This window comes from Arthrobacter sp. I3, from assembly GCF_000520575.1.
Lineage (GTDB): Bacteria > Actinomycetota > Actinomycetes > Actinomycetales > Micrococcaceae > Arthrobacter > Arthrobacter humicola_A.
The window spans coordinates 1-19,638 of sequence record NZ_KI914962.1 but is presented as its reverse complement, the minus strand read 5'-3'; the positions used below and the strand labels follow the sequence as shown (position 1 = coordinate 19,638).

20 protein-coding genes, 1 pseudogene and 1 riboswitch are annotated in these 19,638 nt (G+C 67.0%); of the genes and pseudogenes, 7 read left to right on the top strand and 14 right to left on the bottom strand.

Annotated features, from left to right (window positions below; genetic code table 11):
* Nucleotides 1-257: 257 nt before the first annotated feature.
* Nucleotides 258-443, bottom strand: coding sequence for a hypothetical protein (locus Y706_RS0120135; RefSeq protein ID WP_028278002.1), 186 nt, complete (start codon nucleotides 441-443; stop codon nucleotides 258-260).
* Nucleotides 444-718: 275 nt separating this feature from the next.
* Here Y706_RS0120135 and purS point away from each other — a divergent pair, with 275 nt between their 5' ends.
* From purS to purL, 3 genes are read left to right on the top strand one after another with little or no spacing between them, the layout of a single operon-like run.
* Nucleotides 719-970 carry a phosphoribosylformylglycinamidine synthase subunit PurS gene (gene purS / locus Y706_RS0120130; RefSeq protein WP_018776110.1) on the top strand — a complete coding sequence of 84 codons (252 nt, stop codon included), beginning with the start codon at nucleotides 719-721 and terminating at the stop codon, nucleotides 968-970.
* Nucleotide 971: 1 nt separating this feature from the next.
* Entirely contained in the window at nucleotides 972-1,730 is a 759-nt protein-coding gene (gene purQ / locus Y706_RS0120125) for a phosphoribosylformylglycinamidine synthase subunit PurQ (protein ID WP_026539321.1), read from the top strand.
* Nucleotides 1,727-4,060: a phosphoribosylformylglycinamidine synthase subunit PurL gene (purL, locus tag Y706_RS0120120; protein ID WP_043436627.1), complete on the top strand. Its 2,334-nt coding sequence runs from the start codon at nucleotides 1,727-1,729 to the stop codon at nucleotides 4,058-4,060. The genes purQ and purL overlap by 4 nt, the downstream gene beginning before the upstream one ends.
* A 141-nt stretch (nucleotides 4,061-4,201) precedes the next feature.
* On the opposite strand, the gene Y706_RS0120115 is transcribed toward purL, so the two are convergent.
* The 12 genes from Y706_RS0120115 to Y706_RS0120060 form a co-directional block, all read right to left on the bottom strand.
* Nucleotides 4,202-4,870, bottom strand: a complete 669-nt coding sequence (locus Y706_RS0120115) for a hypothetical protein (RefSeq protein ID WP_052355116.1) — start codon at nucleotides 4,868-4,870, stop codon at nucleotides 4,202-4,204.
* A 434-nt stretch (nucleotides 4,871-5,304) separates the two neighbouring features.
* Nucleotides 5,305-5,598, bottom strand: a complete 294-nt coding sequence (locus tag Y706_RS0120110; RefSeq protein ID WP_028277999.1) for a DUF503 domain-containing protein — start codon at nucleotides 5,596-5,598, stop codon at nucleotides 5,305-5,307.
* Between the two features lie 141 nt (nucleotides 5,599-5,739).
* Entirely contained in the window at nucleotides 5,740-6,057 is a 318-nt protein-coding gene (locus tag Y706_RS0120105) for a putative quinol monooxygenase (RefSeq protein ID WP_028277998.1), read from the bottom strand.
* 79 nt (nucleotides 6,058-6,136) lie between these two features.
* Nucleotides 6,137-6,739, bottom strand: a complete 603-nt coding sequence (locus tag Y706_RS0120100; protein WP_028277997.1) for a tetratricopeptide repeat protein — start codon at nucleotides 6,737-6,739, stop codon at nucleotides 6,137-6,139.
* A gap of 14 nt (nucleotides 6,740-6,753) precedes the next feature.
* A complete protein-coding gene (locus tag Y706_RS0120095; protein WP_028277996.1) occupies nucleotides 6,754-7,308 on the bottom strand; it encodes a DUF1990 family protein in 555 nt (184 codons plus the stop codon).
* Nucleotides 7,305-7,715, bottom strand: a complete 411-nt coding sequence (locus tag Y706_RS0120090; RefSeq protein WP_028277995.1) for an MmcQ/YjbR family DNA-binding protein — start codon at nucleotides 7,713-7,715, stop codon at nucleotides 7,305-7,307. Before Y706_RS0120090 ends, Y706_RS0120095 begins: the two co-directional genes overlap by 4 nt.
* 61 nt (nucleotides 7,716-7,776) lie before the next feature.
* Entirely contained in the window at nucleotides 7,777-9,090 is a 1,314-nt protein-coding gene (locus Y706_RS0120085) for an acyl-CoA dehydrogenase family protein (RefSeq protein ID WP_028277994.1), read from the bottom strand.
* A 27-nt stretch (nucleotides 9,091-9,117) separates the two neighbouring features.
* Complete coding sequence (locus Y706_RS0120080) at nucleotides 9,118-9,987, bottom strand: MetQ/NlpA family ABC transporter substrate-binding protein (protein ID WP_028277993.1); 870 nt, start codon at nucleotides 9,985-9,987, stop codon at nucleotides 9,118-9,120.
* 32 nt (nucleotides 9,988-10,019) lie between these two features.
* Nucleotides 10,020-11,462 (bottom strand): LLM class flavin-dependent oxidoreductase, encoded by a 1,443-nt coding sequence (locus Y706_RS0120075; protein ID WP_028277992.1) that lies wholly within the window; start codon nucleotides 11,460-11,462, stop codon nucleotides 10,020-10,022.
* 46 nt (nucleotides 11,463-11,508) lie between these two features.
* Entirely contained in the window at nucleotides 11,509-12,174 is a 666-nt protein-coding gene (locus tag Y706_RS0120070) for a methionine ABC transporter permease (RefSeq protein WP_018776122.1), read from the bottom strand.
* Entirely contained in the window at nucleotides 12,167-12,976 is an 810-nt protein-coding gene (locus Y706_RS26695) for a methionine ABC transporter ATP-binding protein (RefSeq protein ID WP_043436621.1), read from the bottom strand. Before Y706_RS26695 ends, Y706_RS0120070 begins: the two co-directional genes overlap by 8 nt.
* 139 nt (nucleotides 12,977-13,115) lie before the next feature.
* Nucleotides 13,116-13,206, bottom strand: a riboswitch (SAM riboswitch).
* A gap of 97 nt (nucleotides 13,207-13,303) precedes the next feature.
* Nucleotides 13,304-13,729, bottom strand: coding sequence for a CoA-binding protein (locus Y706_RS0120060; protein WP_028277991.1), 426 nt, complete (start codon nucleotides 13,727-13,729; stop codon nucleotides 13,304-13,306).
* A 308-nt stretch (nucleotides 13,730-14,037) separates the two neighbouring features.
* Between Y706_RS0120060 and acs the strand changes: the two genes are divergently transcribed.
* From acs to Y706_RS0120040, 4 genes are read left to right on the top strand one after another with little or no spacing between them, the layout of a single operon-like run.
* Complete coding sequence (gene acs, locus Y706_RS0120055; RefSeq protein WP_028277990.1) at nucleotides 14,038-16,263, top strand: acetate--CoA ligase; 2,226 nt, start codon at nucleotides 14,038-14,040, stop codon at nucleotides 16,261-16,263.
* Nucleotides 16,264-16,273: 10 nt separating this feature from the next.
* Nucleotides 16,274-17,482, top strand: a complete 1,209-nt coding sequence (gene sfnG, locus Y706_RS0120050; protein ID WP_028277989.1) for a dimethylsulfone monooxygenase SfnG — start codon at nucleotides 16,274-16,276, stop codon at nucleotides 17,480-17,482.
* Nucleotides 17,482-18,822: an O-acetylhomoserine aminocarboxypropyltransferase/cysteine synthase family protein gene (locus Y706_RS0120045; RefSeq protein WP_028277988.1), complete on the top strand. Its 1,341-nt coding sequence runs from the start codon at nucleotides 17,482-17,484 to the stop codon at nucleotides 18,820-18,822. The genes sfnG and Y706_RS0120045 overlap by 1 nt, the downstream gene beginning before the upstream one ends.
* Nucleotides 18,822-19,316 carry a CoA-binding protein gene (locus Y706_RS0120040; protein ID WP_028277987.1) on the top strand — a complete coding sequence of 165 codons (495 nt, stop codon included), beginning with the start codon at nucleotides 18,822-18,824 and terminating at the stop codon, nucleotides 19,314-19,316. Before Y706_RS0120045 ends, Y706_RS0120040 begins: the two co-directional genes overlap by 1 nt.
* Before the next feature lie 120 nt (nucleotides 19,317-19,436).
* On the opposite strand, the pseudogene Y706_RS29875 reads toward Y706_RS0120040, so the two are convergent.
* A pseudogene (locus tag Y706_RS29875) lies at nucleotides 19,437-19,638 on the bottom strand (hypothetical protein); the annotation flags it as partial.

The following is a 19,638-nucleotide window of genomic DNA, read 5'->3' as shown; positions in this document are numbered from 1 at the left end:
GCGGTCGCCCGGCCCGTCCCCACGGATACCAGCCGATTCATACAGTACAGACCGAGAGCGAGATATGACATAGACCACAAGGAGGTATTTAATATCTGTCACGCAATACGACACGATGCGATGGCGAGGGTGCTGAACTGCGTCAATTGGACTCCGGCTGCCACAGTGCCCACGCCAGCCTGCGCTGGCTCAGCGCCGGAGGCCGCGACGACTAACGATCTTCGGGCCCGCCGCTGGCCCGCTCGTGACCCGCCGGCCTACTTTCGCGGAGTACGGACCACGTCGCTGATCCATGCGCGGGTCTTCTCATCCAGGGGCCCGGCCACCTTGGTCGCCTTCGCCGCGCGGTCGGCCTTGATCTTCTGCAGGACCATCCGGCCCAGCCCGGCGAACACTGCGACGGCCACAACAGACAACACCACGGATTTCGGTTTCTCAGCCATGCGCACATCCTACTGACCCGCGGCAGCCCCGACCATAGGGCGCAGCCGCCCCCGCGACGCCATTTCTCCAGCTCAAGGACCCGCCGGGGAGGCCGCGTTCACACTCCCGGCTGCGAATACGGCCGGACGCGCGGTGGCCGGTAGAATGGGCATGCAAGCTCGCGGAGCGCCCTTTCACGCTGTATTCACCAGGCAGTCCAACACACAGCGGATCGGCGTGAGACGGCACCACTCCGCTGCGCCCTTACCCAACGCTCACGCACAGGAGTTGCCGGATGCCCCGGATCGTTGTCGACGTCATGCCCAAGCCCGAGATTCTGGACCCGCAGGGGAAGGCCATCGTCGGTGCTCTGCCCCGGCTGGGCTTCACCGCTTTCAGCTCTGTCCGCCAGGGCAAGCGCTTTGAACTCACGGTCGACGGCGAGGTGACCGAGGAGATCCTGGCCCAGGCCCGCGACGCCGCGGAGACCCTGCTGTCCAACCCGGTCATCGAGGACGTCGTCAACGTCGAGGTCGTTGAGGCCTGAAATGACTGAACTCCCCCTGATCGGCGAGGCCGTCGCCGTCGCCGCCAACCCCAGGCTCGCTGGTGCGAAGATCGGCGTCGTCACCTTCCCCGGCACCCTCGACGACCGCGACGCCGCCCGTGCGGTCCGTCTGGCCGGCGCCACCCCGGTGGAGCTCTGGCACGCCGGCACCACCCTGGGTGACGTTGACGCCGTCGTGATTCCCGGCGGGTTCTCGTACGGCGATTACCTCCGCGCCGGCGCGATCGCCCGTTTCGCGCCGCTGATGTCCAAGATCATCGACGCCGCCAATTCCGAGGCAAAGCTGCCCGTGCTGGGCATCTGCAACGGCTTCCAGATCCTGACCGAGTCGCACCTGCTGCCCGGCTCCATGATCAAGAACGACCACCTGAAGTTCATGTGCCGCGACCAGGTCCTGCGCGTGGAGAACAACACCACCGCCTGGACCGGGGACTACGCCGCCGGCCAGGAAATCACCGTGCCGCTGAAGAACCAGGACGGCCAGTACATCGCCGACGAGAAGACCCTGGACGCGCTCGAGGCCGAAGGCCGCGTTGTGTTCCGCTACGTCGGCTTCAACCCGAACGGCTCCCGCCGCGACATCGCCGGCATTTCCAACGCCGCGGGCAACGTGGTGGGCCTCATGCCGCACCCTGAGCACGCCGTGGAGGCCGGCTTCGGTCCCGAGCTCGGCTCCGGCACCGAGGGCCTCGGGTTCTTCACCTCTGTCCTGAACAAGATCGTGGGAGACAACAAATGACGGAGACACCCGCAGTGGCGGCACCCGCGGAGACCGCCCGGAAGTTCAACATCGACACCGTCGAGAACGCGGCCAAGACCCCGGACACCGAACTCCCCTGGGCCGAACTGGGCCTGAAGCAGAACGAGTTCGACGAGGTCGTCAAGGTCCTGGGCCGCCGCCCCACCGGCGCGGAACTCGCCATGTACTCGGTGATGTGGAGCGAACACTGCTCCTACAAGTCCTCGAAGAACCACCTGCGCCAGTTCGGCGACAAGGTGACCGAGGAAATGAAAAAGGACATGCTCGTGGGTATCGGCGAAAACGCCGGTGTCACCAACCTGGGCGACGGCTGGGCCGTGACGTTCAAGATTGAATCCCACAACTCGCCGTCCTTCGTGGAGCCCTACCAGGGCGCCGCAACCGGCATCGGCGGCATTGTCCGCGACATCATCTCCATGGGCGCCCGCCCGGTAGCGGTGATGGATCCGCTGCGCTTCGGCGCCATTGACCACCCGGACACCGCCCGCGTCATGCACGGCGCCGTGGCAGGGATCGGCGGCTACGGCAACTCGCTGGGCCTGCCCAACATCGGCGGCGAAATGGTCTTCGACTCCGTCTACCAGGGCAACCCGCTGGTGAACGCGCTGGCCGTCGGCGTGATGCGCCACGAGGACATCCGCCTCGCCAACGCCTCCGGCAAGGGCAACAAGGTGGTGCTGTTCGGTGCCCGCACCGGCGGCGACGGCATCGGCGGCGCCTCCGTGCTGGCCTCGGAGTCCTTCGATGACACCAAGCCGTCCAAGCGCCCCGCGGTCCAGGTGGGCGACCCGTTCGCCGAGAAGGTCCTGATCGAGTGCTGCCTGGAGCTGTTCAAGGGTTCCCTGGTGGAAGGCATCCAGGACCTCGGCGCCGCCGGCATTTCCTGCGCCACCTCCGAGCTCGCCTCCAACGGCGACGGCGGCATGGAAGTCGAGCTGACCTCCGTGCTGCTCCGCGACCCCACCCTGACCCCGGGCGAAATCCTGATGTCCGAGTCGCAGGAACGCATGATGGCCGTGGTCACCCCCGAGAACATCGCCGCGTTTGAAGCGGTCATGGACAAGTGGGCGGTGGAGTACTCCTGGCTGGGCGAGGTGACCGATACCGGCCGCCTCATCATCACGTGGGAAGGCGAGGTCATTGTCGACGTCGACCCGCGCACCGTGGCCCACGACGGTCCGGTCTACGACCGCCCCTACGCCCGCCCCGAATGGCAGGACGCCGTCCAGGCCGACTCCTTCACCGGGTCCGTGCAGGACGCCGGCCGTCCCTCCGCCCCGGCGGAACTGGCCGACGCCATCTCCGAACTCGTCGCCTCCCCGAACATGTGCGACAAGTCCTGGATCACCAAGCAGTACGACCGCTACGTCGGCGGCAACACCGCCATGGCGTTCCCGGACGACGCCGGCGTGGTCCGGGTGGACGAGGAAACCGGCCTCGGCGTGGCCCTGGCCACCGACGCCAACGGCCGCTACACCTACCTGGACCCGTACCACGGCGCTCAGCTGGCCCTGGCCGAGGCCTACCGCAACGTTGCCACCTCAGGTGCCGTGCCGATGGCCGTCAGCGACTGCCTGAACTTCGGGTCCCCCGAGGACCCCGACGTCATGTGGCAGCTGGCCGAAGCCATCCGCGGCCTGTCCGACGCCTGCATGGTCCTCGGCATCCCGGTCACCGGCGGCAACGTCTCGCTCTACAACCAGACCGGGACCACCCCCATCCACCCCTCCCCCGTGGTGGCTGTGCTGGGCAAGTTCGACGACGTCGCCCGCCGCACGCCGTCGGGCTGGAAGGAAGACGGCCAGGCCATCTACCTGCTGGGCACGACGGCGGCAGAGCTGGACGGTTCGGAATGGTCGAACATGCGCGGACACCTGGGCGGCCTGCCGCCGAAGGTTGACCTCGACGCCGAGCGCGAACTGGGCCAGATCCTGATCAACGCCTCCCGCGACGGCATGGTGGATTCCGCCCACGACCTCTCCGAAGGCGGCCTCGCCGCGGCCCTCGTGGAGTCGTCCCTGCGCTACGGCGTGGGCGCCCGGATCGCCCTGCAGGACGTCCTGGACCGCGACGGCGTGGACCTGTTCACGGCGCTGTTCTCCGAAACCCAGGGCCGCGCCGTCGTCGCTGTGCCCCGCTCGGAGGAAATCCGGTTCACGGACATGTGCACCGCCCGCGGCTTCGCGCACGTCCGGATCGGTGTGGTGGACGCCGAGGGCGGCACGCTGGAGATCAACGGTGTCGAGACCATGAGCCTCGACGCGCTCCGCGAAGCCCACGAGGCGACCCTGCCGAAGTACTTCGGCTAGTCCCCACCGCCACCCTAGCCTCGCAGGCTCGGCCAGGGAACCCTGGCGGCGTGGGCCCACCCACCGCCGCCCTAGTTCCATCGATTGCTCCGCAGCTGCCCTTTTGAACCCTCAAAACTGCAGTTGCGGAGCAATCGTTCGTTAACGGCCGGGCCTCCAGCCCGCCTGCAGGAGTGCGGTACGGACCTTGGCCACCGCGGCCTTGGCATGATCGTGCATATGCCGCTTGGAGATCCGGACCTCGGTCCAACCGAGGGCCGTGTACTTCTCCGAACGGGCGATGTCCCGGACGATCTGGCCCTCCTCACCGTGGAGTTCGCCCTCGTACTCGACGCCGATTCTGTATTTCCGATAGGACAGGTCGGGTTCGTGGTGCCGGGTTCCTGCATCGTCGATGATCGGCACGTTCAGCTCTGGTTCCGGAAGGCCGGCCCGGACTATGGCCAGCCTCAGCAACGACTCCTGCGGCGAATCGGAGCCCACGCGAATGAGGGCGATGGCTTCCTTCGCCTTGCGGATTCCGCGTTTTCCCTTGTGGCGGTCGATCATCCGCTGCAAGTCCTGAAGGCTGCAGAGCGGCGCCTCCCTGCCCTCGAGCTCAGGTCTGGGCATCCGAACGCAGCTGTCGCCAGCCACAACGAGTTGGTCTACGGTCAACATTTCGGCTAGATCCAGCCAGGTCCGCTCCGGGGTGGTGATGGGGATCCCGTCCAGCAGCGTGATTTCGTCGTCGTAGAGCTTCATGCGGTGGACGATGACGTGTGGCCGGTTGAGATGGGCCGCGCCCTCGGGCCTGATCACGTGGTACATCGGTGGTGCCTCCTTCTGCTGCCGCACCGGAAGCGAACCAAGCTCCGCCGCGGTGAGGTGCGACGCGGCGCATCGCTCATTGACCTCAATGAAAGGCCGCACTCGCACGCACAAGGGAAGCCCCGGCGTCGGGCTTTGCACACGGATTCCCCGGCCCAGCGCGGCCAGGGACTGGTGGCGGAGTCTTTTTAGTGACACACCAGCCGCTGCCGCTTCGACGACGGTAAAGGGTCGTCGCTGGAAATCGTCCGGCAGCGGACGCGCGGTCTTCATGGCTTCATCAGACCAGTTCGGCGTCGACGCTGCAGAAGTTATCCACAACGCCCATCGACTGCTCCATAAGTGCCGTTATGGAGCCTCAAAAGGGCGACCACGGAGCAATCGACGGGGGTTGGCGGAGCAATCGACGGGGGTTGGCGGAGCAATCCGCGGGGTCAGTCGTCGCTGCGGAGCTCCCGTTGCCGTGCGCTGAGGAGTTCGAGTTCGGGCCGGGCCGCCACGAAGCGTTCGACGCCGGTCAGCACCTCCACGACGTGTGCACGGTCTGCTGCCACCAGGCCGGCGCCCAACTGCGTGCGCCGGTGCTGCTCATGATCCCCGACCTCGGCCACGGAGACATCAAAGCGGCGCTTCAGCTCCGCCAGGAGCGGGCGCACCACGGAGCGCTTCTCCTTCAGGCTGTGAACGTCGCCCAGAAGGATGTCGAATTCAATCCAGCCGATCCACATGCCATAAGCCTATCCATTGCTCGCCACCGGCCCCCTCGCCTCGCAAGCTCGGCCAGGGAACCCTGCCGTCGATTGCTCCGTAACGGCCGTTTTGAGGCCTCAAAAGGGCCGTTACGGAGCAATCGCCGGGGTGAGACGGGGTTAGATGGTGAGCTCGCCCATCCGGTCCCAGCCGTCGCCGTCGAGCTGCCGGCTGATGATCCTGGGCGTCTCGGCCAGGGCCTGAGGCATGTCCGCCATGGCCTGCTTGAAGTGGGCGCTGTTCACGTGGGCCCCGGCGGCGTCATCCTTGAAGGCCTCAACCAGGACGAATTCGTTGGGGTCCTCCACACTGCTGGACCAGTCGAACCACAGGTTGCCTGGCTCCTGGCGGGTGGCTTGGGTGAAATCGTTCACGAGTCCCAGCCAGCGCTCCGACCAGTCCGGCTTGACCTTGAATTTGACGACGATGAAGATCATGGGCTGAAGCCTTTCATTGGTTTTCCGGAGGTTCCATTCTTCCAGCATGACAATGCCGGGTCACATGGCAGTTGGCGGGTCAACAGGCCTCGATGGCCTCGCGGGCCAGTTCCTGCTGCCGCGGCGTGCCGATCCGGTCGGCCCACTGTTCGGCGAGCTGGAACTCCACCATCGCCTCGGTGCACCGGCCGGCGTCATGCAGCGTCCAGCCGAGGTTGTTGTGCAGCGAAACCACCCACCGTTTGGTCCGCTCATCGTGGACCGTGGAGGCGTACTCCAGGGCGCTCCGGGTCCAGGTCTCGGCGTGGGCGGAGTCGGCGATGGCGAGCATGTGCAGCGCGTCAACGGCCAGGAATTCCTCGACCAGGTAGTCAGCCAGTTCGGCCGCCTGTTCAAACAGCGGCACGGCCATCTCGGGGTGGCCGCTGGAATTGAGCACCCGGCCGCGTTCGAGCAGCACCCTGACGGCCACGGTGGGCTCGTCGGCATCGACCGCATCCAGCAGGGCGTCGGCTTCCTCGTAGCGGCCCTGCAGCCCGATGGCCCGTCCCAGCTGCGTGGTGAGCTCGGCACGTTCGTCGGCGTCGTAGCGTTCATCTGCGGCCGCCGCCCGGAACCGGGCTTCGGACCCGGCGGGGTCGTCGAAGTTCCACAATTGGTCAAGGGTTTTCTGTTCCAGCATCCTTCGGCTCCTGATCAGCTTTCACCTGCGGCCAGTTCGTGTGCACTCCCAATGTAGCGGGAAGTGACATGCCGTTGTGCCCGTCCCGTGAGGGCGCGGCCGGTCGCGTAGAACCAGTTGGACGGCCGGCTGAAGGCCGTGATTTTCAGGAACACCCGCCCGGCGGCGTCGATCTCCACTTCGAAGGCCTCCTCGCCCCGCACGGGATGACCGGGCAGTGTGCCGTACCCGAACCCGGCTCGTTGCGGCCCGTCGCCGGGCACGGGCCGGCGTACCCACACCACCTCGCAGGGCGCGTTGATCCGGAAGGGTCCGACGCCGAATCCGCTCACCACGCGCGCGCCGGGCACGACGGCGTCGGAGTCGGTGTGGACGCGCAGCCCGGAGCGTTTCTGCAGCTGCCAGGTCAGAATCCCCTGCGCCACCCTCCGGTACAAAGCCGGGCCGTCGCCGAGGTATGCCCGGGACACCAGGCAGGGAAAGCCCGCCGGCGCCTGGCCGTGCTCGGTGGAGCCAATGCCCGGATAGTTCAGCCCGCCCCGCGCGCCGGCACCGGGATCACCGCTCATGTGTCCTCGCCCCTGGCGAGTCCCGCCCAGCCCAGCTGTTCCCGCTGCTTCCGGCTGAACGAGGCGACCACCAGGTCGTACGAATCCTCCACCATGTCCCGGATCATGTCGTCCGGCAACGATCCGTCCAGCCGGACCCCGTTCCAGTGCGTCTTATTCATATGCCAGGCGCCGGTGATTTCCGGGTGGATGGCCCGCAGCTGTTCGGCCAGGGCCGGCTCGCATTTGAGGCTCACGGACCAGTCGGCCGGGTCCATGGCCGACGCCGCGAACATCTTGGCGTCCTGCCTCGTGCCGCCGGCTATCCGTGCCCGCACCTTGAAGACCGATGTCTCCGGTCCGAAAGGAAAGTCCTCAAACGCACCGGGGAAGCTCAGGCAGATCTCGCGGAGGGTGGCAACGTCCATGGCACGAGCCTATCCGGCTGCGGCCTGCCCGGCTGCGCGGGCTATCCGGCTGCGGCCTGCCTCACCCTGCCTGCGCGGCGGTGCGGGCGTCGCCGATGCTGTGCAGCCCTTCGGGGGTGGTGCCGTTGACTTCGTAGTCGCCCACGGTGCGGGCCTTGAACACGGCGGGGTTGTGGGTGGAAACGGTCCTGGCGTTGCGCCAGTGCCGGTCCAGCGATTTCGACTTCGACGTGGCGGATGCCCCGGTGATGTCGAAGAGCTGCTGGGCCGCGGACTGGACGAGTTCCGGCACCAGCAGCTGCGCCTTTTCCACCGCGATTTCGCCGCGGACGTAGCGTTGTTCCGGGGTGAGGTCCAGGTTCTGGTCCGCGCCGGCGTCGAGCTCCCGGGCGGCGGCCAGCACCACGGATTCCGCCGCGAAGACCTTGGCCGAGAGCTGGCCGACCAGCTGCAGGATCAGCGGGTCGTGGCGGAACAGTTCGCCGGAGCCGGTGTTGAAGGTGCGCTTGCGGTCGCGGACCAGCGCCCTCGCGTCGGCCAGCGCCGCCCGGCCGATGCCCGCCAGGACGGCGAGCAGGACCAGCTGGAAGAAGGCCGGCTCGTGCGTGGTGGATTCCGAGCGCCGGATGATGTTGGTGTCCGGCACCACGGCGTCACGGAAAATCGTGGTGCCGGTACCGGTCAGCTGCTGGCCGAACCCGTCCCAGTCGTCGAGGATTTCCACTCCGGGCTGGGTGGTGCTGACCACGGCGTACTGGCGGCCCTCCACGCCCTCGGTGCTGGCCATGACGGCAATCCACTCGGCGAAGATGGTGCCGGTGGTGTAGTACTTCCTGCCGTTCAAGAGCCAGTCCCCGCCGTGGCGCGTCAGCTTGGTTCCGGTGGTGCCGAGGACATTGCCGGATTTCTCCGTGGCGGCGTTTCCAAAGATCTCGCCGGCCACCACTTTCGGGTACCAGCGGTTCCGGAAGTCCTCGGATTCCAGGCCGACGGTTTCCACGAACGCGAAGTGCGAGCGGTAGAGGTGGGCCACGGAGGAATCCGCCTCGGCGAGTTCGATGAGCAGCCGGAAGAAGTGCTCGAAGCCGATGCCGTCGCCGCCGTGTTCCGTGGGCACCCGCAGCCGGCCGAAGCCCTCCTCGTTCAGCCAGCGGACCTGTTCGAAGGGCAGGACCCGGTCCTGCTCGCGGGCCAGCGCGCCCTCCGCGATCCGGGCAAAGACGGGCCGGAAACGCTGGGCCAGGGTCTCGTAGGCGGCTTCGGCCGAGGCGGCTTCGGCCGACGGTGCCTCGGCGTAGGCGGCTTCGGCCGACGGTGCTGATGGTGCTGCGGCCGATGGTGCTGCGGGGGCTGTGGTCTCTGCTGTGTAGGACATGCGTTCCCTTGGTTGCTGTTGGCCGGGCTAGAGCTTGGCGGCGTCGGCGGCGGGGTCCTGGTCCCAGGGGGTGGGCAGGATGCCCTTCTGGTAGCTGGCAAACCAGGCTTTGACCTCCGGGGACTGGAAGGCGGCCTTGAGGGCCGCGGCCTTCTCCGACCCGGCAAAATCCTTCCGCCCGGCAACCACGATCCGGAACGGGACCTGGTCCGCATCCGTTTCGAAGGCCAGTGCGTCGTCCTTGCTGTGCCCGGCATCGGCGGCCATCCGGGCGACCAGGAAGCCGGCGTCGACATCGGGAAGGGTCTTGGCGAGGGACTGCTGGTCCACTTCCACGAACTGCAGCTTCTTCGGGTTGGCCGTGATGTTCTTTTGCGAGGTGTGGATCACGGTGGCGTCGGACAGCTCCAGCAGGCCGGCGTCGCGCAGCATGAACAGGGCACGGCCGTTGTTCGCCGGGTCCACCGGAATGCCGATCTTGGCGCCGTCCGGGAGCTCGTTCAGGGACTTGTACTTGTCAGACCAGATGCCGCCCGGGGCGCTGTAGACGTAGAACAGTCCCACGTTCTCCAGGCCCTTGTCCTGGTTGAACTGTTTCAGGTAGGCGTTGTGCTGGAAGAAGTTGGCGTCGAATTCGCCGTTGGCCACGGCCAGGTTGGGCTGGATGATGTCCGTGACGTACGTGGGCTCCAGGGTCCAGCCCTGGGCCGCGAGCAGGTTCTGGGCCAGCTTGGTCGGTTCCTGGTACGGGGCAGACTCGGTGACGATAATCTTGATCGTCTTGCCGCCGCTGGCGCCGGCACCGCCGGGGTTGGTGAGGCCGCAGCCGGTCAGTGCCGCGGCGGAGACCGCACCGGCGCCGGCGAGGGCATATTTGAGGAAATTTCTACGCTGCATGGTCTTGGTCCTTTGTGGTGGTTCGCGCTGAGCTATGACTGGGCGGTAACGCTGGCGGGCTGGTTTTCGGCCGCCGCGGAGAATTCGGTGAAGGCTCCCCGGAAGGCCGCGGCGGGGTGGCGTCCGTTGAGCCGCGGCCCGGCGCCGAAGAGCTTCTCGCGCAGGGTTCCCGGCGCGTAGCCGGTCTGGGCGAGGCCGCGGCTGCGCAGTTCCGGCAGCACACCGTCGATGAAGTCGGTGTAGGAGCCGGGGATGGTGTGGTTGATGATGTTGATGCCGTCGATTCCGGCGTCCTGCCACCGCTCGAGACGGTCGGCAATCTGGTCCGGCGTTCCCACCACCCGGTTGGCCCGGCTGCGGTAGAGCGCAATGTCGCGGAGGGTGGGGTTGCCGCCTCGGACGGAGGCGCGGATGGCCGTGAGATGTCCCTGGCTGCCTTCCGTTTCAAGGTCCCCGAGCGGGGTGTCCAGCGGCAGGCCGCCGAGGTCGACGCCGAACCCGCCGCCCACGTGGGCCAGCAGGGCCTCAATGTCCAGGCTGTCCTCGAGCTCATCGGCCTTGCGGTGCGCCTCGGCTTCCGTGCCGCCCACCACGAAGTGCATGCCCTGGAGGAACTTCACGTCATCCGGATGGCGGCCGGCGGCAACGGCCTGTTCCCGGACGGCCGCGGTGTACTTCGCGGCCACCTCGGTGCTCGGCGCAAGGGTGAAGGTGGCCTCGGCGTTGGCGGCGCAGAACTGCTGGCCGCGGCCGGAGCTCCCGGCCTGGAAAAGCACCGGGGTGCGTTGCGGCGAAGGGGCCGCGAGGTGGGGTCCGTCGATCGAGTACCGGGGTCCGCGGTGGTAGATCTTGCTGACTTTCTCCGGGTTCGCGTGGACTCCGGTCTCCTTGTCCCGGAGCAGCGCGTCGTCTTCCCAGGACCCTTCCCACAATTTGTAGGCGGCCTCGACGTATTCGTCCGCCCAGTCGTAGCGTTCGTCATGCTTGGTCAGCTCGGTGGCGTTGAAGTTCCGGTGCGCGTTTTCCAGCACGCTGGTGACGATGTTCCAGGCCACCCGGCCGTCGCTGATGTGGTCCAGCGTGGACATCTGCCGGGCGAACTGGAACGGGTGGCTCTGAATCACCGACGACGTCGCGGCCAGTCCGATCTCCCGCGTTCCGGTGGCGAGCGCGGAGAGCAGGATGAGGGGGTCGTTGGACGGCACCTGCAGGCCCTTTTTCAGCAGCGATGCCCACCCGCCGTCGTAGTCGCCGTAGAGACCGACGACGTCGGCGAAGAAGATCGCGTCAAACTTGGCGTCTTCGAGCTGGCGGGCCAGGTCGATCCAGAGCTGGAGTTCGTTGAACCGGTGCTGCTGGGCTTCCCGGCGCCGCCACTGGCCGCCCATGATGTGGCTGGACGTGTTCATCACGAAGGCGCTGATCAGCAGGCGGGGGCGGGGTCCGTCGAAACGGGTACTGGGTGTTGAAGTCATGGGGTGCTTTCCGCTGTGGGAGGTGGGACGAGGGTGCTGCCGGCGCTCAGAGGCGCTTGTCCAGGCGCCGGGCAACATAGGATCCGCCCAGCTGAACGATGGTGACCAGCAGGATCATCAGGACTATGGCGGTGATCATGAGCGGTGTCTCGTAGCGGTAATAGCCGTACCGGATGGCGAAGTCGCCGATTCCGCCGCCGCCCACCAGGCCGGCCATCGCCGAGTAGGAGATGAAGCTGACGGTCATGATGGTGATGGAGCTGACGAGTCCGGGCTTCGCCTCCACAATCAGGACGTCCCGGACGATCTGGGACCGGCTGGCGCCCATGGACCGTGCCGCTTCGACCACTCCGCCGCCGAGCTGGCTCAGGTTCTGTTCCACGAAGCGGGCGAAATACGGAATGGCGTTGAGGGTCAGCGGGACAATGACGGCGGCCGTACCGATGGTCGTGCCGACAATGAACCTGGTCACGGGAATGATTGCGATCAGCAGGATCAGGAACGGGAACGAGCGGAGCAGGTTGACCAGCCCGTCCAGGACCCGGTGCAGCTTTGGCCTGTGCTTGAGCCCGTTGGGACCGATGGTGTAGAGCAGGACACCCAGCGGTGTCCCGAGCAGCACCGCCAGCGGGATGGCCACCAGCAGCATGGTGAGGGTCTGCCCCATGGCGACGCCGATTTCGGGCAGGACTTCCAGGATGCGGTCAAACATTGATCAGGCCCTCCGACGCGGCTGTGGTGTGGGTGCCCCTCCCGGAGCGGTCCAGCTGGATCTCATCGGAGACCAGGTAGCGGCCGATCGACGTCGCCGGGTGGAAACCGGGGCGTTGGAGTTCGGCGAGGTCGAACTGCTCCACCACCCGGCCTTCTTCCATGACCGCGACGTTGTCCGCGATGGCCTTGATGACATTCATCTCGTGGGTGACCACCACGATTGTGATGCCGAATTCGGCGTTGACGTCGGCCAGGTACTGCAGGACCGATGACGTCGTCCGGGGATCCACGGCCGACGTCGGCTCGTCGCAGAGCAGCACTTTGGGCCCGGTGGCGAGGGCGCGGGCGATCGCCACCCGCTGTTTCTGGCCCCCGGAGAGTTTGGCCGGATACGTTCCCGCTTTGTCGGCGAGGTCCACGATTTCCAGGGTTTCGGCGGCCCGCCGCCGGCGTTCCGCCTTCCCGACGCCGGCGAACTTCAGGGACAGCTCCACATTTTCCTGGGCTGTGAGGTTGTTGAGGAGATTGAAGTGCTGGAAAATCATGCCGATGTCATGCCGCTTGGTCCGGAGCTCTGCGTCGGACAGGGTCACCAGGTCCACGCCGTCCACCAGGACGCGGCCCGACGTGGGGCGCTCGAGCAGGTTGATGTTGCGCAGCAGCGTGGATTTGCCGGCGCCGGAGAACCCGATGATGCCTTGGATGGTGCCCCGCCTGATGTGCAGGCTGACGTCATCGACGGCCGTAAAAGGTCCCGCGGCCGAAGCGAATGACGTGCTGACGTTCTGGATCTCGATCACAGGCCCCCACCTGCTCGGGGCCGCGGCGCTGCCGCTGTCTGCGTGTTCATGATTTCCTCCGGGCTCGCCCGAGGAAAGCCCCGGGTCCTGGCTTCCGGGCAGCGCTGAGCGAAGCCGGGGAGCCTCAGACCACAGTGGTTCTCCATCGGTCCTGGCGGTAGCACCGTCCTCAAAGGAGGGGGTTGCTGCGGCGTCACGGAGCCAGATCTCTCAGCCGCTCGGGATGGTTACGAGTCCATCTCACACGGCAGGAGGCCGGATACGGAAAAAGCCGGTCACATTTTGTAACCGACTCTTCCCGATCTGTTGATCGTCATTCCCGGGCCGTCAGATGCCCACGCGCCAGCCTTCGCGGGCAGGGCACGCGTTCACGACGACGTCCAGCCCGGCGGCCTTCGCGCGGTCCGTCGCGGCGTCATCGAAGACGCCCAGCTGCAGCCAGACGGCCTTGGCGCCTACCGCGATGGCCTCGTCTATGACGGCGCCCACCCTGTGGGAGTTGACGAAGCAGTCCACGACGTCGATCGGGTGCTTCTCCGCCGGAATGTCAGTCAGGGAGCGGTACCCCTTCTCGCCGTGGACGTCGTCTCCGGGCAGGTTGACCGGGATGATTTCCATGCCCATCCGGTCCCGGACATAGAGGGAAACCTCATACGCCGAGCGCCATTCGTTGGTGGTGAGGCCGACCACCGCCCACGTGCCTTTGGTTCGCATGAGGCGGTCAATGACTGCCGGATCGTTAACATGGGCCATGCATCAACCTTACTCCTGCGACCTTTCCGGGCAATTGTCGAATAAATGAATGATTTAGGCCGGACGCATGCCGGGTGAACGAATATTACGGCGCTCCCGCACGCCGATTTTGCGGAATCGTGCATCTGAAGTTCTAGTAGGTAGTGACCATCCCGAGCGGCCGAGAGACCTGGATCGATGACGCCGCAGCAACCCCCCGGTGACGTGAGACGACCATTCCCACGCAACCGCTCCGCCCTCCTTCGGTGATATTCGAGGGCGCCGGAGCAGCCAAGGGGTGCTACTGCCAGGACCGATGGAGTGCAGCAATGACCCCTGAGAATTCTTCCGCCCTGCCCACCTTTGCCCGGACTGCGTCCGAGGCATTCCCACAAACCACTTCGGACGCGACGGCGAACGAAGCAGGGCTGCGTGACGCGCCCGGCTCCTCTCGCGGCTCTTCGGGATGGTCCCTGAACGAGCCCACGGACGGCGCAGTGCACGGCGTCCCCGCCGACGGGCCGGCGCGTCACCGCAGCACCACCTCCGGAAACCACCCTCCCCGGCACGGCGCCGCCGCGACCGCGGGAACTGTCCAAGCAGAGACGGTTGCGTTCTGGGAAACCCAGGCTCTCCGCCTCGACTGGGCGGACCTGCCCGGCGGCGCAACGGAGCACGCCAAGCCCTGGCACACCGCGCACCGCCGGGTCCCGGCCGACGTCGAGGCCGGCCTCGGACCGCAGATCACCTGGTTCGAAGGGGGCAGGCTCAATGTCGCCTACAACTGCGTCGACCGCCACGTGGCGGCGGGGCGCGGAGACAAGGTGGCCCTGCACTTTGAGGGCGAACCCGGCGACCGCCGCGCCGTCACCTACGCCGAACTCCAGCGCGAGGTCTCCAAAGCCGCCAATGCCCTCCTGGACCTCGGCATCACCAAGGGCGACCGGGTGGTCATCTACCTCCCCGTCATCCCCGAAACCGTGATCATCACCCTCGCAGTGGCCCGGATCGGCGCCATCCATTCCCTGGTCTTCGGCGGATTCTCCGCCGAGGCCCTGAAGTTCCGGGTGGAGGACACCGGCGCCAAGCTCCTGGTCACCACCGACGGCCAGTTCCGCCGCGGCACCGCCGTGCCGGTCAAGGACAACGCGGACGCCGCCGTCGCCGGCGACAACGCCATCGAACACGTCCTGGTGGTCAACCGGACCACTCCCGCGGACGAGCTGGACACCGTCCCGATGACCGCCGGCCGCGACGTGTGGTGGCACGACGCCGTCGGGCGGGCCTCCGAGACTCACGAAGCCGAGGCGTTCGACGCCGAGACGCCGCTGTTCATCATGTACACCTCCGGCACCACCGGCAAGCCCAAGGGCCTGGTCCACACCTCCGGCGGCTACCTCACACAGGCGTCATGGAGCTTCGAGCACCTGTTCAGCAACCCCGACCCCGCGCTGCGGGAGAAGGACGTGCACTGGTGCACGGCCGATCTCGCCTGGGTCACCGCGCACACCTACGAGCTCTACGGCCCGCTCTCCAACGGCGCCACGCAGGTCATCTTCGAGGGCACGCCCAACACCCCGCACCCGGGCCGGCACTTTGAGATCATCGAACGGTACGGGGTCACGCAGTATTACACCGCGCCCACTCTGGTCCGCTCCCTCATGGGCTGGTTCCCGGACGGCGTCCCGGACACGTACGACCTCTCCTCCATCCGTCTCCTCGGCACGGTGGGCGAGGCCATCAACCCCGAGGCCTGGCGCTGGTTCCGGACCAATATCGGCGCCGGCACCGCCCCCGTGGTGGACACGTGGTGGCAGTCCGAAACCGGCGCCACCATCCTCTCCCCGGCACCGACGGACGCCGCGTTCAAGCCCGGCTGCGCGGCCCGCCCGCTGCCCGGCGTCAGCACGCGCATCGTGGACGACGCCGGCAATACGGTGCCGCCCGGCGTCCAGGGTTTCATCGTGGTGGACTCCCCCGGCCCGGCGATCGCCCGGACGGTCTGGGGCAACCCGCGCCGCTACTTCGATTCGTACTGGCGCCAATACGCCAAGCAGGGCTGGTTCCTCGCCGGTGACGGCGCCAAGTATGACGACGACGGCGACATCTGGATCCTCGGGCGGGTGGACGACACCCTCAACGTCTCCGGACACCTGCTCTCCACCATCGAGGTCGAATCGGCGCTCGTCACCCACCCGGACGTGGTGGAGGCCGGCGTCTGCCCGGTCGCGGACCCAAAGACCGGCCACGCGATCGTCGCGTTCGTGGTGCTGAAGGATTCGGCGGCCACCCCCGACATCCAGGGTGTCCTGAAGGCGCACGTCGCGAAGCAGATCGGGCCGATCGCCAAGCCGCGGGACGTCGTCGTCGTTCCCGACGTGCCGAAAACCCGCAGCGGCAAGATCATGCGCCGGCTGCTGACCCAGCTGTTCGAAGGCACAACGCTCGGCGACACCACCTCGCTGCAGAACGAACCATCCATCGCGGGCATCCAGGATGTGCTGCGCGACCGCGCCACGGAATTCCTGGCAACAGCAAGCCCCACCCGGAAGTAAAGGAACACCCATGACTGAGATCAGCAACGTCGCCCGTCTTTCCGAACCGCTCAAGTTCGCCTACTGGGTCCCCAACGTCTCCGGCGGCCTGGTGGTGTCCACCATCGAACAGCGCACCGGCTGGGACTTCGAATACAACAAGAAGCTCGCCAGGATCGCGGAGAACTCCGGTTTCGAATACGCCCTGACCCAGACCCGGTACGCCGCCTCCTACGGCGCGGACAAGCAGCACGAGGCCACCTCGTTCAGCCTGGCGCTGCTGGCCGCCACAGAGCGCCTCAAGGTGATCTCCGCCGTCCATCCGGGCATGTGGCACCCCGGCGTGCTGGCGAAGTACATCATCACCGCGGACCACATCTCCAACGGCCGCGCCGCCGTAAACATCGTCTCCGGCTGGCTCAAGGACGAATTCACCAACTTCGGCCTCGAATGGCTCGAACACGACGAGCGCTACGTCCGCACCGAGGAATTCATCAAGGTCCTCCGCGGGCTCTGGACCGAGCAGGACTACAGCCAGTCCGGCAAGTACTACAACATCACCGACTTCACCCTGAACCCGGCACCGGTGGACGTGCCGGGCCGGGCGCACCCGGAGATCTTCTTCGGCGGCAATTCCACGGCCGCGCAGGCCACCGCCGGCCGGGCGGCTGACTGGTACTTCTCCAACGGCAAGGACCTCGAGGGGTTCAAGGAGAACATCGCCGGTGTGGTGGCGGCGTCAGGTGCCGCCGGTCGCGGCACGGAAGGTGCGCTCCCCTCCCCCAAGTTTGGCCTGAACGGCTTCGTGATCGCCCGGGATTCCGAGAAGGAAGCCCGCGACACACTCCGCGAGATCGTCGAGAAGGCGCACAGGCCCGCCGTGGAGGGGTTCCGCGCCGCCGTCCAGGAAGCCGGGGCGTCCACCAAGGACGGCAAGGGCATGTGGGCCGACTCGAGCTTCGAGGACCTGGTCCAGTACAACGACGGCTTCAAGACGCAGCTGATCGGCACCCCGGAGCAGATCGCCGAGCGGATCGTGGCGTACAAGAAGATCGGCGTGAACCTGTTCCTGACCGGCTACCTGCACTTCCAGGAGGAAGTCGCCGCGTTCGGCCAGGACATCCTGCCGATCGTCCGCGAGCTCGAGGCGGATCTGGCCCGGAAGAACGGCACCGAACTGGACCTGTCCCGGACCCCGGCGGCAAACGCCGGCACTACCAGCAAGCTGGTGAACGCGTAATGGCTGACCGCAAGTTCGGTTTCCGCACCCGTGCGCTGCACGCCGGCGGCACCCCCGACGCCGAGCACGGCGCCCGCGCCGTGCCGATCTACCAGACCACCTCCTTCGTGTTCAAGGACACCCAGGACGCCGCGAACCTCTTCGCGCTGCAGAAATACGGCAACATCTATTCCCGGATCGGCAACCCCACCGTGGCCGCGTTCGAGGAGCGCATCGCCTCCCTGGAGGGCGGAATCGGCGCCGTGGCGACGTCGTCGGGCATGGCGGCGGAGTTCATCACCTTTGCCGCGCTGACCCAGGCCGGGGACCACATCGTGGCCGCCTCCCAGCTCTACGGCGGCACGGTGACCCAACTGGACGTCACGCTGCGCCGCTTCGGCGTGGACACCACATTCGTCGCCGGCACCGACCCGGCGGACTACGCCGCCGCAGTCCGGGAAAACACGAAGGCGATCTTCGTGGAGGTGGTGGCCAACCCGTCCTCGGAGGTCCAGGACCTTGCGGCCCTCGCGAAGGTGGCGCACGACGCCGGCGTCCCGCTCGTCGTCGACGCCACCTTGAGCACGCCCTACCTCGTGCGGCCGATCGAGCACGGGGCGGACATCGTGATCCACTCCGCCACCAAATTCCTCGGCGGCCACGGCACCACCCTCGGCGGCGTGATCGTCGAAAGCGGCCGCTTCGACTGGGGCAACGGCAACTTCCCGACCATGACAGAGCCCGTGGCCTCCTACGGCAATGTCTCCTGGTGGGGGAACTTCGGCGAGTACGGGTTCCTCACCAAGCTGCGCTGCGAACAGCTGCGCGACATCGGACCCGCGCTGTCCCCGCAGTCGGCGTTCCAGCTGCTGCAGGGCGTGGAGACGCTCCCCCAGCGCCTCGACGAGCACCTGAAGAACGCCCAGGCCGTGGCCGAATGGCTGGAAGCGGACGAGCGCGTGGCGTACGTGAACTTCTCCGGCCTGCCCTCGCACCCGCACTTCGAGCGGGCGCAGAAGTACCTGCCGCTGGGTCCGGGCTCGGTGTTCTCCTTCGGCGTCAAGGGCGGCCGGGCCGCGGGGCAGAAGTTCATCGAGTCCCTGCAGCTGGCCTCGCACCTGGCCAATGTGGGCGACTCCCGGACCCTGGTCATCCACCCCGGGTCCACCACCCACCAGCAACTGAGCCCCGAACAGCTCGAGTCGGCAGGTGTCCCCGAGGACCTTGTCCGCATCTCCGTGGGCCTCGAGGACATCGATGACATCCTCTGGGACCTGGACCAGGCGCTGGACGCCGCCTCGGAAGCAGCAGCCCCGGATGCATCCGCAGAGGCTGAAGCCTGCACGATCGGAGCGAACTGATGAGTGTTGAAGAACGGACCTGGACCGGCCCCTCGGCGCCGGAGCGCCTGAACCTGCTGCGGCAGGCGAAGTCGATCGCGATTGTGGGCGCTTCCGACAAGCCCTCGCGCGCGAGCTATTTCGTGGCCACCTATCTGCAGTCCTCCACCCGGTACAAGGTCTATTTCGTGAACCCGGTGGTGAAGGAAATCCTGGGTCAGCCGACGTATGCGTCGCTCGCGGACCTGCCGGAAAGCCCGGACATTGTGGACGTGTTCCGCAAGCACGGCGACTTGCCCGGCGTCCTGGACGACGCCATTGCCGCCGGCGCCAAGACCCTCTGGCTGCAACTGGGCTCCTGGCACGAGGACGTTGCCAAGGAGGCCGAGGCCGCCGGACTCGACGTCGTGATGGACCGCTGCGTGAAGATTGAGCATGCCCGGTTCCATGGCGGCCTGCACCTGGCCGGATTCGACACCGGCGTCATCTCTTCGAAGCGGCAGGTCCTGGCCTAACTCCAGCCGCCAACCAACCCACCAGCCAACCCGTTGCGCTATCACCTTGGGTCGTTCTGAGCGTTCAGAACCGCCCTAAATGATAGCGCAACCGGGTTAACAAAGGATTTTAAGGGCGGCTTATGGCTGGCCGGGGGCCTTGGTCGGAACGGCGCCCGGCAGGGTTGGCGTGATGTGGCCCGGAACGCGCGGCAGGTCCTTGCCTGGGTTTCCGCCGCCGCCCGGAAGATCGGGTGATCCGGGCAGCCCCGGCGCCCCGGGCCGCTGCCCGGGGGTCGGCAGGATGCCGTCGCGGCCGACGGCGGGCGGCGTGGCGGGGGGC

Coding starts and splice junctions, on each gene's coding strand:
- acs (WP_028277990.1), top strand. CDS start 14,038: ATGACCCCTGAGAATTCTTCCGCCCTGCCCACCTTTGCCCGGACTGCG.
- purQ (WP_026539321.1), top strand. CDS start 972: ATGACTGAACTCCCCCTGATCGGCGAGGCCGTCGCCGTCGCCGCCAAC.
- Y706_RS0120095 (WP_028277996.1), bottom strand. CDS start 7,308: ATGAGCGGTGATCCCGGTGCCGGCGCGCGGGGCGGGCTGAACTATCCG.
- Y706_RS0120075 (WP_028277992.1), bottom strand. CDS start 11,462: ATGACTTCAACACCCAGTACCCGTTTCGACGGACCCCGCCCCCGCCTG.
- Y706_RS0120110 (WP_028277999.1), bottom strand. CDS start 5,598: ATGTGGATCGGCTGGATTGAATTCGACATCCTTCTGGGCGACGTTCAC.
- Y706_RS0120040 (WP_028277987.1), top strand. CDS start 18,822: ATGAGTGTTGAAGAACGGACCTGGACCGGCCCCTCGGCGCCGGAGCGC.
- sfnG (WP_028277989.1), top strand. CDS start 16,274: ATGACTGAGATCAGCAACGTCGCCCGTCTTTCCGAACCGCTCAAGTTC.
- Y706_RS0120045 (WP_028277988.1), top strand. CDS start 17,482: ATGGCTGACCGCAAGTTCGGTTTCCGCACCCGTGCGCTGCACGCCGGC.
- Y706_RS0120070 (WP_018776122.1), bottom strand. CDS start 12,174: ATGTTTGACCGCATCCTGGAAGTCCTGCCCGAAATCGGCGTCGCCATG.
- Y706_RS0120115 (WP_052355116.1), bottom strand. CDS start 4,870: ATGTACCACGTGATCAGGCCCGAGGGCGCGGCCCATCTCAACCGGCCA.
- Y706_RS0120100 (WP_028277997.1), bottom strand. CDS start 6,739: ATGCTGGAACAGAAAACCCTTGACCAATTGTGGAACTTCGACGACCCC.
- Y706_RS0120105 (WP_028277998.1), bottom strand. CDS start 6,057: ATGATCTTCATCGTCGTCAAATTCAAGGTCAAGCCGGACTGGTCGGAG.
- Y706_RS0120135 (WP_028278002.1), bottom strand. CDS start 443: ATGGCTGAGAAACCGAAATCCGTGGTGTTGTCTGTTGTGGCCGTCGCA.
- purS (WP_018776110.1), top strand. CDS start 719: ATGCCCCGGATCGTTGTCGACGTCATGCCCAAGCCCGAGATTCTGGAC.
- Y706_RS0120090 (WP_028277995.1), bottom strand. CDS start 7,715: ATGGACGTTGCCACCCTCCGCGAGATCTGCCTGAGCTTCCCCGGTGCG.
- Y706_RS0120060 (WP_028277991.1), bottom strand. CDS start 13,729: ATGGCCCATGTTAACGATCCGGCAGTCATTGACCGCCTCATGCGAACC.
- Y706_RS0120080 (WP_028277993.1), bottom strand. CDS start 9,987: ATGCAGCGTAGAAATTTCCTCAAATATGCCCTCGCCGGCGCCGGTGCG.
- purL (WP_043436627.1), top strand. CDS start 1,727: ATGACGGAGACACCCGCAGTGGCGGCACCCGCGGAGACCGCCCGGAAG.
- Y706_RS0120085 (WP_028277994.1), bottom strand. CDS start 9,090: ATGTCCTACACAGCAGAGACCACAGCCCCCGCAGCACCATCGGCCGCA.